The 16,613-nt window shown below is 67.5% G+C and carries 12 protein-coding genes; 5 read left to right on the top strand and 7 right to left on the bottom strand.

What is annotated here, in order from left to right:
- Together ENSA5_RS36695 and ENSA5_RS34700 are read right to left on the bottom strand one after the other, a co-directional pair.
- On the bottom strand, positions 1-280 hold a 280-nt coding region (locus ENSA5_RS36695; RefSeq protein WP_181198469.1), incomplete at its 3' end, for a hypothetical protein.
- A gap of 519 nt (positions 281-799) precedes the next feature.
- Positions 800-2,740, bottom strand: a complete 1,941-nt coding sequence (locus tag ENSA5_RS34700) for a carboxypeptidase regulatory-like domain-containing protein (protein WP_106396015.1) — start codon at positions 2,738-2,740, stop codon at positions 800-802.
- A gap of 311 nt (positions 2,741-3,051) precedes the next feature.
- On the opposite strand from ENSA5_RS34700, the gene ENSA5_RS34695 reads away from it, so the two are divergent.
- The gene (locus ENSA5_RS34695) at positions 3,052-4,725 is read left to right on the top strand and encodes a CRTAC1 family protein (protein WP_106396014.1); all 1,674 of its coding nucleotides are present in this window, start codon (positions 3,052-3,054) and stop codon (positions 4,723-4,725) included.
- A gap of 5 nt (positions 4,726-4,730) precedes the next feature.
- Here ENSA5_RS34695 and ENSA5_RS34690 read toward each other — a convergent pair whose 3' ends face one another.
- From ENSA5_RS34690 to ENSA5_RS34670, 4 genes are all read right to left on the bottom strand, one after another.
- Positions 4,731-5,408, bottom strand: a complete 678-nt coding sequence (locus ENSA5_RS34690; RefSeq protein WP_146156439.1) for a hypothetical protein — start codon at positions 5,406-5,408, stop codon at positions 4,731-4,733.
- A gap of 127 nt (positions 5,409-5,535) precedes the next feature.
- Positions 5,536-6,657 carry a glutathione S-transferase family protein gene (locus ENSA5_RS34685; RefSeq protein ID WP_181198468.1) on the bottom strand — a complete coding sequence of 374 codons (1,122 nt, stop codon included), beginning with the start codon at positions 6,655-6,657 and terminating at the stop codon, positions 5,536-5,538.
- 10 nt (positions 6,658-6,667) lie between these two features.
- Positions 6,668-8,365, bottom strand: coding sequence for an FG-GAP repeat domain-containing protein (locus ENSA5_RS34680; RefSeq protein ID WP_181198467.1), 1,698 nt, complete (start codon positions 8,363-8,365; stop codon positions 6,668-6,670).
- 631 nt (positions 8,366-8,996) lie between these two features.
- Positions 8,997-9,350: a hypothetical protein gene (locus tag ENSA5_RS34670; RefSeq protein WP_106396009.1), complete on the bottom strand. Its 354-nt coding sequence runs from the start codon at positions 9,348-9,350 to the stop codon at positions 8,997-8,999.
- Between the two features lie 71 nt (positions 9,351-9,421).
- Between ENSA5_RS34670 and ENSA5_RS34665 the strand changes: the two genes are divergently transcribed.
- Both ENSA5_RS34665 and ENSA5_RS38785 read left to right on the top strand, forming a co-directional pair.
- Positions 9,422-9,925, top strand: coding sequence for a hypothetical protein (locus ENSA5_RS34665; RefSeq protein WP_106396008.1), 504 nt, complete (start codon positions 9,422-9,424; stop codon positions 9,923-9,925).
- A 100-nt stretch (positions 9,926-10,025) separates the two neighbouring features.
- Positions 10,026-11,486 (top strand): Vgb family protein, encoded by a 1,461-nt coding sequence (locus ENSA5_RS38785; protein ID WP_181198466.1) that lies wholly within the window; start codon positions 10,026-10,028, stop codon positions 11,484-11,486.
- Between the two features lie 392 nt (positions 11,487-11,878).
- Here ENSA5_RS38785 and ENSA5_RS34655 read toward each other — a convergent pair whose 3' ends face one another.
- On the bottom strand, positions 11,879-12,721 hold the full coding sequence (locus ENSA5_RS34655) for a hypothetical protein (RefSeq protein ID WP_106396007.1): 843 nt from the start codon (positions 12,719-12,721) through the stop codon (positions 11,879-11,881).
- Between the two features lie 851 nt (positions 12,722-13,572).
- Between ENSA5_RS34655 and ENSA5_RS34650 the strand changes: the two genes are divergently transcribed.
- Both ENSA5_RS34650 and ENSA5_RS34645 read left to right on the top strand, forming a co-directional pair.
- Positions 13,573-14,442: a hypothetical protein gene (locus ENSA5_RS34650; RefSeq protein ID WP_146156438.1), complete on the top strand. Its 870-nt coding sequence runs from the start codon at positions 13,573-13,575 to the stop codon at positions 14,440-14,442.
- 306 nt (positions 14,443-14,748) lie between these two features.
- The gene (locus ENSA5_RS34645) at positions 14,749-16,476 is read left to right on the top strand and encodes a S9 family peptidase (RefSeq protein ID WP_258183113.1); all 1,728 of its coding nucleotides are present in this window, start codon (positions 14,749-14,751) and stop codon (positions 16,474-16,476) included.
- Positions 16,477-16,613: the final 137 nt, after the last annotated feature.

Below are 16,613 nucleotides of genomic sequence, written 5' to 3'. Positions count from 1 at the left end.
CATCCCCGTCCCTGTCGCCGTCCCCGTCGCCAACCCCGTCGCCAGCACCGTCCCCGTCCCCATCACCGTCCCCATCCCCGTCTCCATCCCCATCGCTGTCCCCGTCTCCGCCGGTCGTCGTCTCTGTGGCGTCTCCGCCCTCGCCGTGGGTTTCGTCGGTCCCGGTCGCGTCGATCTCAAAACGATCGTTACTTTTGATCAGACAAGCACCCAATGTCAGCGAGATCAGCATCGTCAGCGCCCAAGCGCGCCCCCACGCGGCCGCGCGTTCCGAGTTCATGGATGGCGTGACACTCGGCAAACAATGAGCTCCCGCAGTCGACTATAGATGACGTTAATGGAGAAAAGCATACGCATCGATCATCACTGCGTGGTCCCGTTGGGTTCGAGTTGGCGGCGGTCCTTCGCGGTGACGAGGCCAGCACCGCAAAATGTGCATGAGACTCGTCGAACGCGATCGGTGCGGCGAGTCAGCGTGCAGCATCCCCGGCCATGACGAGCGCACGTCGCTGTCGATCGCGGCGTCGCCGGGCGCAACTGGTCTGAGCTCCCCCAGCGAGCCAAAGCGGTCCGGGCAGATCGAGTTCGTGGGCCAAGGCGGCCTCGTTCCCGAGCAACTCATCAGCCTGCTTCAGGCCGAAGCGAGGACTGCGCGCAGCTCGAGCCGCTCACCGAGCACCCCCTCCCGGCAGGTCCGCGACGAGGCCCGACGGACCCTCGCGCTGCTCCGGGCGTGAAGCTGAACCACGCCGGCAGCCGCGCACCGGACCACCAACCATCAACCATCTACCATCAACCATCAAAACGCTTCGGAGATCAGGCGGCGCTCGACGGTCAGAGACTCGACCTCGCCCTCCTTGCGCCTGAGCTCGAGCCTCACCGTCGTCCCAACCTCCCCGCGGACCCTCTGCATCGCGTCCTCGAACCCGAGCTTGACCACCTCCTCGCCGTCGACGGCGAGGATCGAGTCGCCCACGACGATCCCAGCCGCCTCGGCGCCGCCCCCCTCGATCACCTGACGAATGTAGACCGCGTCGCTAGACGGGGCGATCGCCACGCCGATCCCCGCGAGCTCGGTCCGCGGTCGCTCCCCCTCGGCGACGGGCTTGAGCGAGACCTCGATCGGCCCCTGTCGATCGCCCGCGGCGAGCTCGACGCCCGAGACGATCCGCCCGTCATGTTCAAAGGCTTTGACGTCGATCGAGACCCGGCCCGGCTCGATCCCGCCGAGCTCGAACTCGCCCTCGTCGTCGGTCACGGTCGAGCTCAGCGAGGGCAGGACCGAGTCATCGCGGGACAGCCCCCGGACCGAGACCTGCGCGCGCGCCAGCGGATCACCGCTGCGCGCGTCGACGACCCGACCAAAGACCGAGGCGCCCGAACCGAGCACGACCGCGACCGGCTTGCCCGTGTGGGGCAGCGTGACAGCCACGGGCTCGGACCGCGCCCGGCCCTGGGCGATCGCCTCGAGCTCGTACTTGCCCGGCCTCAGCCCGCCAAAGCTGAACGCGCCGCCAGGATCGAAGACCGAGAGCCCGGCGATGCGTCCGCGGCGGAGCGGACCGGCGACGCGCATCAGCGCGACGGTCCCGGCCACGATCGCGTCGCCATGTTCGTCGACGAGGCGGCCGCGGAGCTCGAGGCCATCCTCGACCCGCAGCTCGACCTCGGCGCCGGGCTTGACGGGCCCCCGCTGGACCGAGGGCCGGGCGTTGAACTTTGCGCGGACGACGTAGGGCAGCTCGTCGAGGGGCGCGAGCACGAAGCTGCCGTCGGACTCACTGACGGTCGCGGGTGAGCGCCCGACGCTCGCGCCTTCGCCCCGCATCGCGACCAGGCCCACGACCTCGACCCCGGCCAGCGGCTTGCCGCTCCCGTCGACCACGCGCCCACGGATGACCTCGGCGCTCCCGGCCGGGGCGCCGCCCATGGTGATCGTCAGGGTCCGGCTGATCTGCGCGGGCCCGTCGACGCGCGCGCGACCGGGCGGGTGATCGGGGTGGCGAGCCTCGAGCAGGGCGAAGTCCGGCGCGTGAAACTCGAACCGGCCGTCGCTATCGGTCCGAAAGCTCGACTCGATCCCGACCAGCGCCCGCTCGCCGCTGTCGGCTCCAAACAGCTCGACCTCGGCGTCGGCGACCGCGTGGCCCTGGGCGTCGACGACCGTGCCGACGTAGTCGACGCTCGGAAACAAGAACAGATCCGCGCGCTCGAGCTTGTGGCCGGGGCTCGGCACCCAGACCACGCTGCCGCGGCCGAGCTCTGGCGCGTAGGGCAGATAGCCCTCGGCCGTGACCATCGCCAGCGACCACGCCCCGGCCGCGGGCGCGTCGAAGCGATAGCGACCATCGGAGCCGGTCACCGTCTCGTGGGTGACGCCACCTTGAACGAAGCTGAGCTCAGCCCCGGCCACACCCACGCGGGTGCCCCAGTCGACGACCCTGCCCTCGAGCGCGCCGTGGACGCTGGAGTCGGCCGAGAGCTGGGCTGGCTGGGCCTCGTGCGCCGTGTTGGCTCCGCTCGAGCGGATCGAGTTCGCGGCGTCCACGTGGCGACCGGTCGGCGCCGTCGAGCGAGCCGCGCGGTCCAACTCACCGCTCGAGTCGCCGTGATCGCCAGACCGATCCGCCGCGTCCGATCCTTCGCCAGCAAACCACAGCAAGGTCGCGACCACGAGGATCAGCCCGAGCGCAGCGACGCCCATGATCGCGCGGGCGCCGGAGCTGCCCGAAGCGCTCACGCGACACCGCCAATCCGCAGCGCGAACACCGGGGTCGAGGTCAGAGCGAGCGGGGTCGAGCGGTGCATCGGACCAGCGCCATGATACGCACTCGCCACCGCTGGTGTAAGCGCCATGGAGCCGTCTCGACCCGTGCTAGCAGCCCGGGGTGCAATGCATCGTGTCGCCTCGCGCCGGAATTTTCGCCGAGGGCGCGAAGCCAAAACGCCGCTGTACCGGGCGTACTGCAAGTTTTGGCGACAAAGCCCTCGGCGAAAAGGCCAAGCGAGGCGCCGCGAGGCATTGCACCCCGGGCTGCTAGGGTGCCACTCATGCGCCCCTGGCTGGGTATCGCGCTGCTGACCGTCGCCTGCGGCGAGGGTCCTTCGCTGGGTGCGGGGCTCGGCTCGACGCCCGGTCACAGCAGCGCATCCGAGGGCTCGGGCTCGGGCTCGAGCGCCGACACCTGGGCCGACGAGGGCGGCGAAGCGGGTGACGGCGCGGGTGACTCGGGCGCCGCGAACACAGACATCCCCGGCGACGCTGACCCGCAGCTGCCCTTTTACGAGTCGGCCGTCGAACTCGGCGTCGACCTCGTCCACAACGCCAACGCCCACCACTTCTCGATGCCCGGCCAGGCCTGGGCCGACATCGACCGCGACGGCTTCCTCGATCTGGTCCTGACCACCCAGCTCGCAAACAACCGGGTGTTCATGGGTGGCCCGGGCGGCCAGTTCACGACCCCGAGCTGGGCCGAAGACATCGCCCTGCCCGACCAGATCAGCGCTGGAGCCGTATTCGCCGACTACGACAATGACGGCTGGCCCGACCTCTACATCACCGCGATGGGGCCGAACACGCTGCTGCGCAACCTCGAGGGCGAGGGCTTCGTCGACGTGAGCGAGGCCGCCGGGGTCGGCGATCCCGGCGTCGGCGAGACCGCGGCCTTCGGCGATCTCGACGGCGACGGTCACCTCGACCTCTACGTGACCAACAACGACATCGCGTCGCCCGACCCCGTCTATCACAACCGCGGCGACGGCAGCTTCGAAGACGTGTCGCACCTGCTCGAGCTCGACACCCGCTCGCGGCCCTCGTTCTCGGCCAGCTTCTTCGACTACGACCTCGACGGCGACGTCGACCTCTACGTCGCCAACGACAAGCAGGTCGGCAACGTCTTGTGGCGCAACGACGGGCCCGGCTGCGGCGGCTGGTGCCTGACCGACGTGTCCGCGAGCTCGGGCGCCGGCGTCGAGCTGTACAGCATGGGCCTCGCGGTCGGCGACTACGACAGCGACGGCGATCAAGACCTGTTCGTGACCAGCATCGGCGACATGGCGCTGCTCCAAAACCAGACCGCCCAGGGCCAGCCAGAATTTCTCGAGATCGCCGCCGAGGCGGGCACACAGGTCGACACCCTCGGCTGGGGCGAGGTCGGTTGGGGCGCGCAATTCCTCGACTACGACAACGACGGCTGGCTCGACCTCTACGTCGCGCTCGGCAAACAAGACCCCGGCCCGCAGCAGCACAACATGTTGCTGCGCAACCTCGCAAACGGCAGCTTCGCCGTCGTCGACGAGGTCGGCGGCGCCGCGGATCCGCGCATGTCCTTCGGCCTCGCGATCGCCGATCACGACGCCGACGGCTGGGTCGATCTGCTGGTCGGCAACAGCGGCGATCGCTACGCGCTCTACCGCAACCGCAGCGGTGAGTTTCAGGCCGATCGCCACCACCTGAGCATCGAGCTGCGCGCCGACAGCTCGGACGCGCCCATCAGCCCTGAGGCGATCGGCGCGCGCGTGTACGTTCACGACGATCGAGGCCGCACGCAGCTACGCGAGGTCATCGCCGGCTCGAGCCTCGGCGCCGGCTCGAGCCTGGTCCTGCACTTCGGCCTCGGCCACGCGGTCCCGGTTTGGGTCCGCGTGATCTGGCCCGACGGGCGCGTGGATCAATGGCAGGATCCGCCAGTCGACACGCGCTGGGTCATCGACTACCCGACCTGATGCGCTCAGGGGTCAGGCGTGCACGCGACCATCTCCGTGCGAAACACCATGTCCTGGCTCGGATCTGCGGATTGGCCCCGGCTGTAGGGATCACCCGACTGAAACTTGACGTAGCCGCTGGTCTGCTCGGGGACCGTCAGCCGGATCGTGTAGACCTCCTCGGCCGCGAGCGGGATCGGGTTGGGGAGCTCGAAGGTCTGCATGCTCGGGAAGCCCGGCTGCAGCACGACCTCGACGCTGCCGAGCATCGTGCCCGCCGGGCCCTCGCCCGCGTGGATCGCAAGGGTCCCCGGCGAGGGCTCGGGGTCGAGCGGTGAGCCGACCTCCAGGCTCACCCGCGCGAGCCCACCGCCGATCGCGGGCGTGAACGACTGCCACTCCTCGAGCCCGCCCGCGCCGCCGTCGGACTCGAGCTGGGCCTGGTCGGCGACGGGGTTGCCCGCCGCCGTGCAGCTGCAGGTGCCGTCGTCGACCATCGCCAGCTCGTCATAGTTGCTGGCCTGGGGCACCGTGCATCCGAAGCAGGGACCGCCGGGGCCGTTGCAGACGCCGCACTCGTCGAGCTCCCCGTCACACAGCGCGCCGGTCTCACCGCCCTCACCGCCGTCGACGAGCAAGGGGTCGGAGAAGCACGCGGGCACCGTCAACGCCAGGAGCAGCAGCAAAGAATTGGGGGCGCGCATTCGAGGGAGCTTCGGAGGATCTGCGCCAGGGCGCAAGCGCCCGAGCGCGCCCCCCAGCTGCGCGCACTTGCGCTGCCCCAAGCAATTCGTCGTGGCGACAGCGCGCCTCGAGCAACCCCCGCGCCGCTCAGGCCGGGACCAGGCGATTGTCGACTCGCTCGACCCGGGTCGGCGGTCGCACAGCCAGCTTCCCTGAGCCGCCGACGCGCGCCAACCAGCGATTCGCCCGCACCCGATCTTCGGGCGCCAGGGCCTCGTAAGCGTCGAGGGGCCGCTGCGCCATCCACTGGGTGAACGACTGGATCCAGCGGGTCGTGGTCGCGCCTTCGATCGTGAAGCGATGCTCACCGACGAAGCGCGAGATGCGAGGCTTGTCGGGATGCGCCCGGACCCAGCGATCGACGGCCGCGATCGTGTCGGCGACGACGGGCCAGTGCTCGGTGAACAAGCGGCGAAAGATCGGATCGAGGCTCCGCGGAGGCTCGTCGGAGCCGACGAAGCCGACCGCCCCCCCGCCCGGAGCCCCGCCCGGAGCGGGCGCGTTCATGCGCTCGACCCAGCCAGCCACGCGCGGCGCGAGCCGCCGCATCAGCTCACCCGGCGCCGGATCGCGGTAGAGGTGGGCGTAGAGCGGCCCCATGAACCCGAAGTCGCCCACGCTCGGGCGCGCGCCGAGCAAGAAGGGGTGCTCGCCTAGGTGCGCGTCGAAGTCGACCAAGAAGGCCTCATAGGACCGCTCGATCGCGTCGCGGTTGTCGGCGTTGATGCCCAGCGCGCGCCCGTAGTTGCCCCCGAAGTAGGTCGCGATCGGGAGCCCGGCCAGCGGGCGCAGGAGCTTGGGCAGCCGCGGCGCGACGATCTCGCCGAACTCGCTCAGGATCAGGCCCATGTTCGCGCGCTTGTAGTGCCAGCGGTAGTGCATCGCGGGCATGACCAGCCACTCATCGCCGTAGAGCTCGAGCAGCAAGCTCGCGAGGCGCAGCACGGGCGTGTCGGGGTACACGGAGCGCTCGGGGTGCCGGGCCTCGAGGTAGTCGATGATCGCGGTCGTGTCCTGGACCGCGTCGCCCGCGGGGGTCAAGAGCACGGGGATCATCGTCAGCCCGGTCTTGGGTCGGACGATGGTCTGGAGGACCTTGCGGCTCGCAAACAGCTCTTCGAAGGGCAGCTGCTTGTAGCGCAGATAGGCCCGGGCCTTGCCGCTGTAGAGCGAGACCTCGGCGGCGATGAGTCGGTAGGGCTCGGCCATGTGAACGGGCTCAGCCAACGGGATCACAGACCGCCCCACCCTCGATCTGGGCGTTGGTCCGAAAGGTGTTGAGCAGCTCCCAGTGGTGGTCCTCGACCTGGGGGATGGTCCCGTCCTCGCGCACGTTGGTCACGTGATAGGTGTGCTGATTCCAGATCCGCCGGGCCTGAATCCAGCGATCTTCGGCCTCGCCGAACACCTGAACCGCCGGCTCGTTGTTGGCGTGGTTGCTGACCACGATGATCTCGGCCGAGCCGTCGTTGTCGACGTCGGACACGACCGGGTACTCGACGATCGTGATGCTCCCGCGCGGGGCCTGGAGCAGCTCGGCGCCGGTCTGGCCGTCGAACACCCACAGCTTCGACTCGTCGCCGTAGATCGCCTCGGCCACGCTGTCGCCCAAGAAGTCGAACGCGGTGCCCGACGCGAGGCCGCTCAGATCCGCCACGTTGTTGCTCCACAGCTGGGTCAGGTCGCCCTCGAAGGCGGTGTAGTGGTTGCTCGAGCTCAGCGCGAACTCGGACAGGTCGTCGCCGTCGAGATCGTGGATCGTCGCGGGCCGGCGGTAGTCGCCGTCGCCGGTCGGGTTCTGGTTGACGATCTTCTGGCTGCCGTCGTGCTCGAGGATCGAAAACCCGTTTTTGTGCACGACGATGATCTCGGGCTCGGGATCATCGTCGATGTTGCCGACCGCCGGCTGGCCCGCGCTCAGCGAGTTGTCGAAGTAGTAGGGGCTGCCGTCGTCGTGCCACGCGCTGCGACCGAGGATGACCTCGAGGTCATTGTCGCCGTCGAGGTCGGCCGCGGTCGTCGTCGTCCAGCGAAACTCGACCCCGGCCGTGTCGCCAGCCGCGAACACCAGCTGGCCCTCGTGGTCGACGACGAGGTGGTTGATCATGATCTCGACGTCGCCGTCGTTGTCGAGGTCGGCGAGGGCGACGGCGTGCTCGCCCCCGAGCCCGAGCCCGTTGTTTTGCCACTTGGGGGTCCCGTCGTGCTCGAAGGCGGCGAGCCCCTCGCCCGCGCACGAGCCCGCGCCGCTTTGGACGATGATCTCGGGCAGGCCGTCGTCGTCGATGTCTCCGATCGCCGGGGTGCTCGCCCGGGCGAAGGGGCCCGGGATCATGTAGTGGACGTTGCCGGTCGCGCCGTCGAGCACGTAGACCCGCGCCGAGCTGCACACGCCGGTGTTGACGACGACGACGACGTCAGGGATGTCGCACAGGTCGATCTCGCCGTCCTCGTTGTCGTCGGTGAGGTTGGCGACCAGCGGCGTGACGATGATGTCGGTGTACTCGCCGTCGCCTTGCCACTGCCACTCGGACTCGGGCACGAAGGCGTCGGGCGGGGCCTGCATCTCGCACGGGGTCATGCCGTCGCCCTCTTCGTTGACCTTGCACAGATCAGGGGGGTCGCCGTCTTCAGAGTCGGGCTGGTTGAGATCGAACTTGGTCTGCCCATCGTCATCGTCCCCGTCCCCGTCCCCGGGGTCGCCGTCGCCATCGCCATCGCCCGAGTCCCCGTCCCCGTCGCCTGGAGACTCGTCGCCCCGGGTCTCGCCGCTCTCGCCGTCTTGCGTGGTGCCGCCATTGTCGGCGCTGGCCGTGGCGTCGGCCGCCGTCGCAAACGACCCCCCGACATCGTCACTGCACCCGAGCGCGAGCAACGATGAGGTCAGACCCAGGCCAAGCAGATATCGGCGGTGCACGGCGACCAACGTACACCATGTCCTCAGCGACGCGCGATAACGCACACCGCGCAGTGAAGGCCGAAATTGTGACGACTGTAAACTCGGCCTTGCCATGGCCCCCGAATCTTCTCTCCCCTTGCCCTTTCCCTCGCTCTCCCCCCCGCGCTCGCGTGCACTGACGACTCGCCCGCCGACACCGACGCGACTGATGATGGCGGCACGGAGATCGGAGACGACGCCGACCGGACGAGGCCGAAGCGGGCACGAGCTCCGACACAGGGGATGGCGACGGCGACGGCGACACGACCGGAGATGGCGACACAGGCGGCAACTACTGTCCGGTGCGCTTCGGAGGCGCTGCCCTGAGTCCGAGCGAGTCAGGCACCTATGTCGACTTTGTGACCCAGCAAGGCGGCGGCCTCTACCTCGTCTCCGAGTACTTCGACGGCGGCATCGATCAGCAGGCCATCGACAACATCAACTCGATCGCCAACCCCCCTCGACGTCAACTTTTTGCCGACCAACCTCGACTGGGGACAGGCGAGCGGAGAGGTCATGATCGACTGCTTCCCGGACCCACAATGACAGCCTCCTGGGCCTCGCCCAACAGCCCCCGACGGTTGGAGACGAGAGAGGTCCTCGCGGCGCCTCACTCGGGTACGCCGACGAAGCGTGAGATCGGCGCGGCCCGATGGCTGAACTTGCCCGGCGGCATGTACAGGGTCCAGACCGCGTTGGGGCTGCGCGCGGGGTCGAGCTCGCGCAGCCGAGCACCCGCCGCGGGGTTGTCGGCGTCGACCCAGGTCGAGTCGAGGCGCAGCACGTGCCCGCCCGCGCTCCGATCCGCGTCGCCGGCGACCGGCGAGCGAAGCTGCGGATCATCGTCGGCCCACGCCTGCGTCGCGGTCATGGCGTCGAAGTCGGGCGTGTAGCGAATCGTGCGGGAGTGGACGGCGGCCGCGGCCACATCGGGGTTGCCGACGCCGTTGTCGTAGAGCAGCAAGCTGCCGTCGGGCTGCTAGCAGCCCGGGATCAATGCTCCCGAGGACCGGACTTGGCGCTATCCTGGGAGGGATGGGCGTCACCGAACAGCTCTTTCGCCTCGAACAGGTCGCGCGCCGGCTCAACGACGGCTCCGATCGCCTCGACCGCTCGCTCGTCGAGATCGATCGCGCGCTCGGGCGCCTGATGCTGGGCTTCGAGTATCAGCTCCCGCGCCCGATCTCCGAGACCGTCCACCACGACCGTGACGGCAAGCGCGTGATCGAGGTCAGCTACCTCGGCTTCCTGCGCATGGCGCCCACGCTCGGCGACTCGAGCGGGAGCAGCGAGTTTCATCTCGGCGTCAAGACCCTCAAGGTGTTCGAGGGCCGCCGGGTCGACGACGAGCAGCCCGGGCGGGTCGTCCCGCTGATCGAGGCCCCGCGCGCGATCCGTCACGCGGCCGTCGATCAGATCGCCGCGCTCGTCGACGCGCTCGCGAGCGAGGTCGAGGCGATGGCCGAGCACATCGAGCGGCGCAATCAGGTCGCCTCGACGATCCTCAACACCCTCACGCCGCCCAAGGACGACGGCTGAGACCCTCGCCCGGGCTCCGCGAGTGGGCGTCTAGCCCAACCCTGCGAGGGGGCAAACTCCCCACTGGCGAGTGCGCGCCGAGCTTTGCTAAGGTCGGGCCATGAGCCGTCGCATCGTATCGAGTCTGAGCGCGTGTCTTGCTGTCGGGGCGTTGTCGGTCAGCGGCTGCGGTGAAGGTGGCAGCGCCGACGGCACCGACACCGCCAACGCGACCGGAATCAGCGCGACCAACAGCGAAGATGGGACCGGCGACGGCAACACCGACACCAACTCCAACTCCGGCGGCCCGACCTCCAACACCGACACGGGCGACGGCGACGGCGACCCCGGGGACGGCGACACCGACACCAACGAGGGAGACGGCGACGCCGACAGCGGTGAGGACGGGCCGAAGTTCGACATCCACAGCATCCCCGACGGCGAGATCGACTGCCAGTGCGGCACAACCCTCGACTTCTCCTACATCTGGATCGCCAACAGCACCCAGAGCACCGTCACCAAGCTCAACACCGAGACGATGGAGGAGGAGGGCCGGTACTTGACCCGCGCCGACGGAGCCGGCAGCCCCTCGCGGACCTCGGTCGCGCTGTCTGGCCGCGCGGTCGCGGTCGCCAACCGCAACGGCGGCGTGGTCAAGGTGTTCTCGCAGCACGAGGACTGCGACCCCAACAAGAACGGCGTGCCCGGGCTCCAGACCTCGAACGACCTCAACTACCTGCCGTGGGGCGAAGACGACTGCATCGACTGGTTCGTGCCCTTCGACTACACGACCCAGCGGCCCGTCGCCTGGGCCCCGGGGATCCTCAACCAGGGCACCTGCCTGTATACGGACGAGCAGCTGTGGACGGCCGGCTGCAAGCCCGGCCAAGACGCGGTCGTCAAGGTCAGCCTGATCGACGGCGACACCGGGGAGATCGAGTTTACCGTCGATGTGCCGGGCTTCGAGTGCTCCTCGCTCTCGCCTTACGGCGGGGCGGTCAACGCCGAGGGCGACTTTTGGTTCACCAACCTCGTGCCCGGGAACGATCGCCTCGGCTTCGTCGACCGCGAGACCGCCGAGACCCAGGTCTGGAACATGCCGATCACGCCCTACGGCATGACCGTCGACCACGACGGCAACCCGTGGGTCGCCTCGTGGTCCGCGAGCCAGCAGGCCAGCGCGGCCAAGTTCGACGTCGACACCGAGACCTGGTCCTACGCCAACAACCATGTCGTCCACAGCCTCTCGGGCATCCAGGAGGACGCCGACGGGCGCATGTGGATGAACTACTGGCAGTACGACGGGCAGAACTTGGGCACGGGTGGGTTGGTCTACATCGACATGGAGACCATGGAGGTCAGCGAGCCCTTCGATCTTGGCTGCCAGAGCAGCACCTGCCGGGGGATGAGCGTGGACCTCAACGGGATGATCTGGTCGACCTCGATGGCGAGTAATACTGCGTTTCGGTTTAATCCGGATACGTTGGAGATTGATACTTATAGTCAGTTGGTTGGGCCGTATACCTACTCGGACATGACCGGGTGGGGCATCCAAAGCGCGACCTGCGGGCCGCAGGGCTGAGGGCGGAGAAAACACGGGAAAGAATACCGGACGGGGGCGCAAGAATACCGGAAGAGAATACCGGACGGGGAGTCTCTGCGGGAAAGCTGCCCGGCGCGACGCCCGACTCTCTCCACCACCGACGCGAACCAGAATACCGGACGGGGAGTCTCTGCGGGAAAGCTGCCAATTGCCAAGAATACCGGACGGGGAGTCTCTGCGGGAAAGCTGCCCGGCGCGACGCCCGACTCTCTCCACCACCGAGGACGAGTCGCTAATTCACGCCCTCTTGCGGTCCTGATTGACCAATTTCCCGACCATGTACCCACCCAAGCACCACCCCGTGGCCTCGACACAATTGCCGTTCCGCGGGATCGCCTTCGAACGACCCCGCCGCGACCAATGCCTCGGGCTCACGAAGGCCGATGCTGGGCCACGGTGACTCCCGCGAACCGAGCCAACCAGTACGTCCCCGCCGGAAACACCGCCGGCTTCCCGGCTCGCCACAGTTCACGCGCCGCCGCATACTCCGCCTCCCACTTGCGGTCACGCTGCAGCTGCGCCAACCGCCGCCACTGCGACGACGCGGCGACCTTCGGCGTCACCCTGAAGCGCTCCTCGAAGCTCACCGCAGACCGGTTCCAGTCCTGCCGAGCGAGCTTGCGCAGACCCATAAACCGGCGACCTTTGGCACGAAACTCGACCTGCACCGAAATCTCCTTCGCGCGCACCGCCGCCACCAGCTTCTCGTAGAGCGCATCGTCATCGAGTTCGTGGAAGATCGGCGGACGCGCCAAGGTCAGCGACACCTCGTCGGGCATCTCGCCGTCAGTGTCGAAGAAGCCCTCTGGCCGCTTGTATGTCCGCGTCTCCCCGAACCGCCAGTCTTCCGTCGTGAATCCTGGCCAGAGCCGCCCCCACTTCACGAGCCCAGCCGTCACCGGGTTCGTGATGGTATAGACCATATCCATCAGGGTCTCGTCGTCGGTCGGCCGCTGCGTGTCACAGGGCCCGTCCCCGGACCACATCGTGTCGAAGCGGCCACGGCGAGCGTTGATCCCGCGGGCCAACAAGCTGTTGAACAGTCGCTTCCACTCCACGAGCTCACCCCGCGTATCCGTGAGGTCGACGTGGTAGTGATTCGACATCATGACCGCGGCGTGGATTTGGATGCCGTACTTCTCCGCGGTATACGCGAGGCAGTAGCCGATGAAGTTGACGAGTTCCGCGGGATGCAAGCCGGGGGCCAAGAACAAGCGGCGCTCGAGACACCGCCTGGTGACCTTGTAGCTGCAGTTGGGAAGAATCGGCCGAGCGCGGACTCGCGCGTGAGGTCGCGTCTCGGCGCGGGCCCGGTTCGCTACACGGCGGTCAGCGCTGGCTTCTTTTTTCGCGGGGGAGAGGGCCACGCGAGGATGTCGGCCCGCCGGCGGCTGTGTTGCAGGGTTTCTTCCGTGGCCCGTGGGCGGGCCACTTCGCTGGTGACTGATCTAAAGACCAAAATGAAGACTCTCCGTCCGGTCTCTCGGTCTCTCTTCCGTGGCCCGTGGGCGGGCCACTTCGCTGGTGACTGATCTAGAGACCAAAATGAGGACTCTCCGTCCGGTCTCTCCGCCGTCCGGTCTCTCCCCGTGGCCCGTGGGCGGGCCACTTCGCTGGTGACTGATCTAAAGACCAAAATGAAGACTCTCCGTCCGGTCTCTCGTCCGGTCTGCAGGGTTTCTTCCGTGGCCCGTGGGCGGGCCACTTCGCTGGTGACTGATCTAAAGACCAAAATGAGGACTCTCCGTCCGGTCTCTCTCCGGTCTCTGTCTCTTGGGTCTCTCCGGTGACTGATCTAAAGACCAAAATGAAGACTCTCCGTCCGGTCTCTCGCCGGTCTCTTCTTCCGTGGCCCGTGGGCGGGCCACTTCGCTGGTGACTGATCTAAAGACCAAAATGAGGACTCTCCGTCCGGTCTCTCTTCGCTGGTGACTGATCTAAAGACCAAAATGAGGACTCTCCGTCCGGTCTCTCTGCTCGCTGGTGTCCGGTCTCTCGCTGGTGGCTCGAGGCTCCGGCTCCACGGCGCTTGCTTGGTCCGGGTGCACAGCGCTAGCCTCGCGCAATGTCGGACACGGACACGGACACGGGACCGGGCGAGACCAAGCGTAAAATGGGGATGTTCGCGGGCTTTTGGCTGCTCGTGGGCCTCGCCTGCCTCGGCGTCACTGTCCTCAGCGCCGTGAACACGGCCTTCGACCTCAACCTCGCGCTCGCCACCCGCGGCTCGCCCGGCACCCCCCTGCCCAGCCACTGGGAGGAGGTCGGGGGCCTAGCCGCCGGCTCCATCTTGCTCATCGGGCTGAGCTTGTTCGGGAGCAAGGTCGCCAACATGTTCCGCGACGCCAAGGGCAAGCCCGCCCTCCGCGTCGGGATCCTCGTCGGCGCGCTCGCTTTGCTGCTCATGGTCGGTCGCGGGCTCCAGGTGATGGCCCTGACCATGACCTACGGCAGTATGCTCGCCTACTACTGCACCGACGTCGGCTCGATCGAGGACGTCGAGGACGAGCTCGACGGCGCCACCCCGGAGGCCCTCGATCGCTGCCTCGACCGGACGGCCCAGTGGGACCGCCACGATCTACTCGACACGATCATCGGCGCCGGCGCGAACTTCAAAGACGAGACCAGCGAGCATCGCAGCTGCGTGCTGACGTCGGACGTGAGCCTCGAGTACGTCAACAAGGCGCTCGAGCTCGGGGCCACGCCAGGCAACTGCGGCGACACCTTGGCCGTGATTCAGCGCAAGGTCCTCACGGCGCAACCGGGTAGCGACGAGGAGACCGCACAGATTGTCCAAGCCTTGCTCGACGCGGGCTGGTCTGCCGACGCGACGGACGAAGACAATCCCAAGCACGCGCTGGCGATCGCCCGCGAGGACGGGCTCGGGGCCACGGCCGCGGTGCTCGAGGCCGCCGGAGCCAGCGAGGAGGGCTAATCGCCTCCGTCGCGGGTCCTCACCGCGGAGCGTCCCGTGCGCCGGACCGTGACCGTGACCGGGCAGAGCTCAGCAGGCTTCTGGTAAGACTGCGGCATGCGCTCCCTCGTCCCCCTCGTCCTCGCTCTATCACTCGCCGCCTGCGAACAACAGGCGCCCACAACCACCCCCGATGCCTCACCAGACTCGGGCGACGAGTCGACAGCCGCCCCCCACCCCTACCCGCGCTACTCGGCCAAGCAATTTCACGAGACCACGCGCGTGCGCGGGTCCTCCTTCTCGCCCGACGAGACCAAGCTCTTGGTCATGTCGGACCATACGGGCGTCCCCAACGTCTATGAGCAACCGTTGGCGGGCGGCGAACTCGTCCCGCTGACCACGGGCGACGAGGTTAGCAAGTACGCAGTGAGCTATTTCCCGAAGGACGAGCGTTTCTTATTCGCAGCCGATGGCGGCGGCGATGAACTCAACCACCTTTTTGTTGGCGAGAAAGGCAAGGAGGCGATCGACATCACCCCGGGTGAGGGCTTCCGCGCAGACTTCGGAAATTGGACCGCGGACAAGTCGGGCTTCTTCGTCAGCTCGAACGAACGCGACCCCAAGAGCTTCGACATCTACCTGTATGACGCCAAGACGCTCGAGCGAAAGATGATCTTCAAGAACGAAGGCGGGGTGCTGCCCGCGGCCATCGACCCCAACCTTCGTTGGCTCGCGGTCGACAAGCTGGTCGACAACGCAGATTCGAACATCTACCTCATCGACCTGCACAAGAAGAAGCCCAAGCAGGTGCTGATCACCGAGCACGCGGGCAAGGTCGAACTCCGCGCCAGCCACTTCTCACGTGACGGCAAGACCCTGTACTACTCAACCAACGAACACAGCGAATGGGACCAGTTCTGGGCCTATGACATCGCCAAGAAGACCCACGCCGAGGTCCTCAAAGCCGACTGGGACGTGCTCTTCTTCAAGGACTCCGAGCACGACAAGTACCGCGTCTCCCTCGTCAACCAGGACGCGCGCGGCAAGCTGACCATCACCGAGCGCGCCTCCGGCGAGACCGTGGACATCCCCGGACTGCCGCCCGGCAACATCGAAGAGGCGAGCTTCTCGCCTTCGGAGACCAAGCTCGTGCTGCACATGTCGACCGACCGTACGCCCACGGACCTGTACTTGTACGATCTCGAGGCCAAGACCCTCAAACAACTCAGCGACACCCTCAATCCGCAGATCGACGCCGAACAACTCGTCAATGCCGAGGTGCTGCGCTTTGAGAGCTACGACGGCGTTCAGGTGCCGAGCATCCTGTGGAAGCCCCGCGAGGCCAGCGCCGAGAACAAGGTGCCCGTGATGCTCTGGATCCATGGCGGCCCCGGCGGCCAGACCTGGGCCGCTTACCGCCCCACCATCCAGTATCTGGTCAATCAGGGCTACGCCATCTTCGCCGTCAACAACCGCGGCTCCTCGGGCTACGGAAAAACCTTCTACCACCTCGACGACCGCAAGCACGGCGACGCCGACCTCGACGACTGCGTCGCGGCCAAGGCCTACCTTCAGGGTCTCGACTGGGTCGACACCGACTCCATCGGCATCATGGGTGGCAGCTACGGGGGCTACATGACCCTCGCCGCCCTCGCCTTCCGCCCCGACGAGTTCAAGGTGGGCATCGACATCTTCGGCGTCGCCAATTGGATCCGAACCCTGGAGAGCATCCCCCCGTGGTGGGACGCCTTCCGCGCCTCTCTCTACGCAGAAATCGGCGACCCCAAGGCCGACCGTGAACGCCTCGAGGCTCACTCGCCCCTGCTTCACGCCGACAAGATCACCAAGCCCCTGCTGGTCATCCAGGGCGCGAACGACCCGCGCGTACTTCGGGCCGAAAGCGACGAAATCGTCGAGGCCGTCAAGAAAAAGGGCGTCCCCGTCGAGTACGTCATCTTCGACGACGAGGGGCACGGCTTCGCCAAGCGCGAAAACGCCATCAAGGCGGACGAAGCGATGAAGAACTTTCTCGACGCCCATCTGCGAGGCTCCTAGCAGCCCGGGGTGCAATGCATCGTGTCGCCTCGCGCCGGAATGTTCGCCGAGGGCGCGAAGCCAAAACGCCGCTGTACCGGGCGTACTGCAAGTTTTGGCGACAAAGCCCTCGGTGAACAGGCCAAGCGAGGCGGCGC

The organism is Enhygromyxa salina, assembly GCF_002994615.1.
GTDB lineage: Bacteria > Myxococcota_A > Polyangia > Nannocystales > Nannocystaceae > Plesiocystis > Plesiocystis salina_A.
This window is presented reverse-complemented; position numbering and strand designations above follow the sequence as displayed.

Excerpts from the sequence above, each read along its gene's own strand:
- ENSA5_RS34695 (WP_106396014.1), top strand. The coding sequence starts at position 3,052 with ATGCGCCCCTGGCTGGGTATCGCGCTGCTGACCGTCGCCTGCGGCGAG.
- ENSA5_RS34690 (WP_146156439.1), bottom strand. The coding sequence starts at position 5,408 with ATGCGCGCCCCCAATTCTTTGCTGCTGCTCCTGGCGTTGACGGTGCCC.
- ENSA5_RS34685 (WP_181198468.1), bottom strand. The coding sequence starts at position 6,657 with ATGGCCGAGCCCTACCGACTCATCGCCGCCGAGGTCTCGCTCTACAGC.
- ENSA5_RS34665 (WP_106396008.1), top strand. The coding sequence starts at position 9,422 with ATGGGCGTCACCGAACAGCTCTTTCGCCTCGAACAGGTCGCGCGCCGG.
- ENSA5_RS38785 (WP_181198466.1), top strand. The coding sequence starts at position 10,026 with ATGAGCCGTCGCATCGTATCGAGTCTGAGCGCGTGTCTTGCTGTCGGG.
- ENSA5_RS34650 (WP_146156438.1), top strand. The coding sequence starts at position 13,573 with ATGTCGGACACGGACACGGACACGGGACCGGGCGAGACCAAGCGTAAA.
- ENSA5_RS34645 (WP_258183113.1), top strand. The coding sequence starts at position 14,749 with ATGTCGGACCATACGGGCGTCCCCAACGTCTATGAGCAACCGTTGGCG.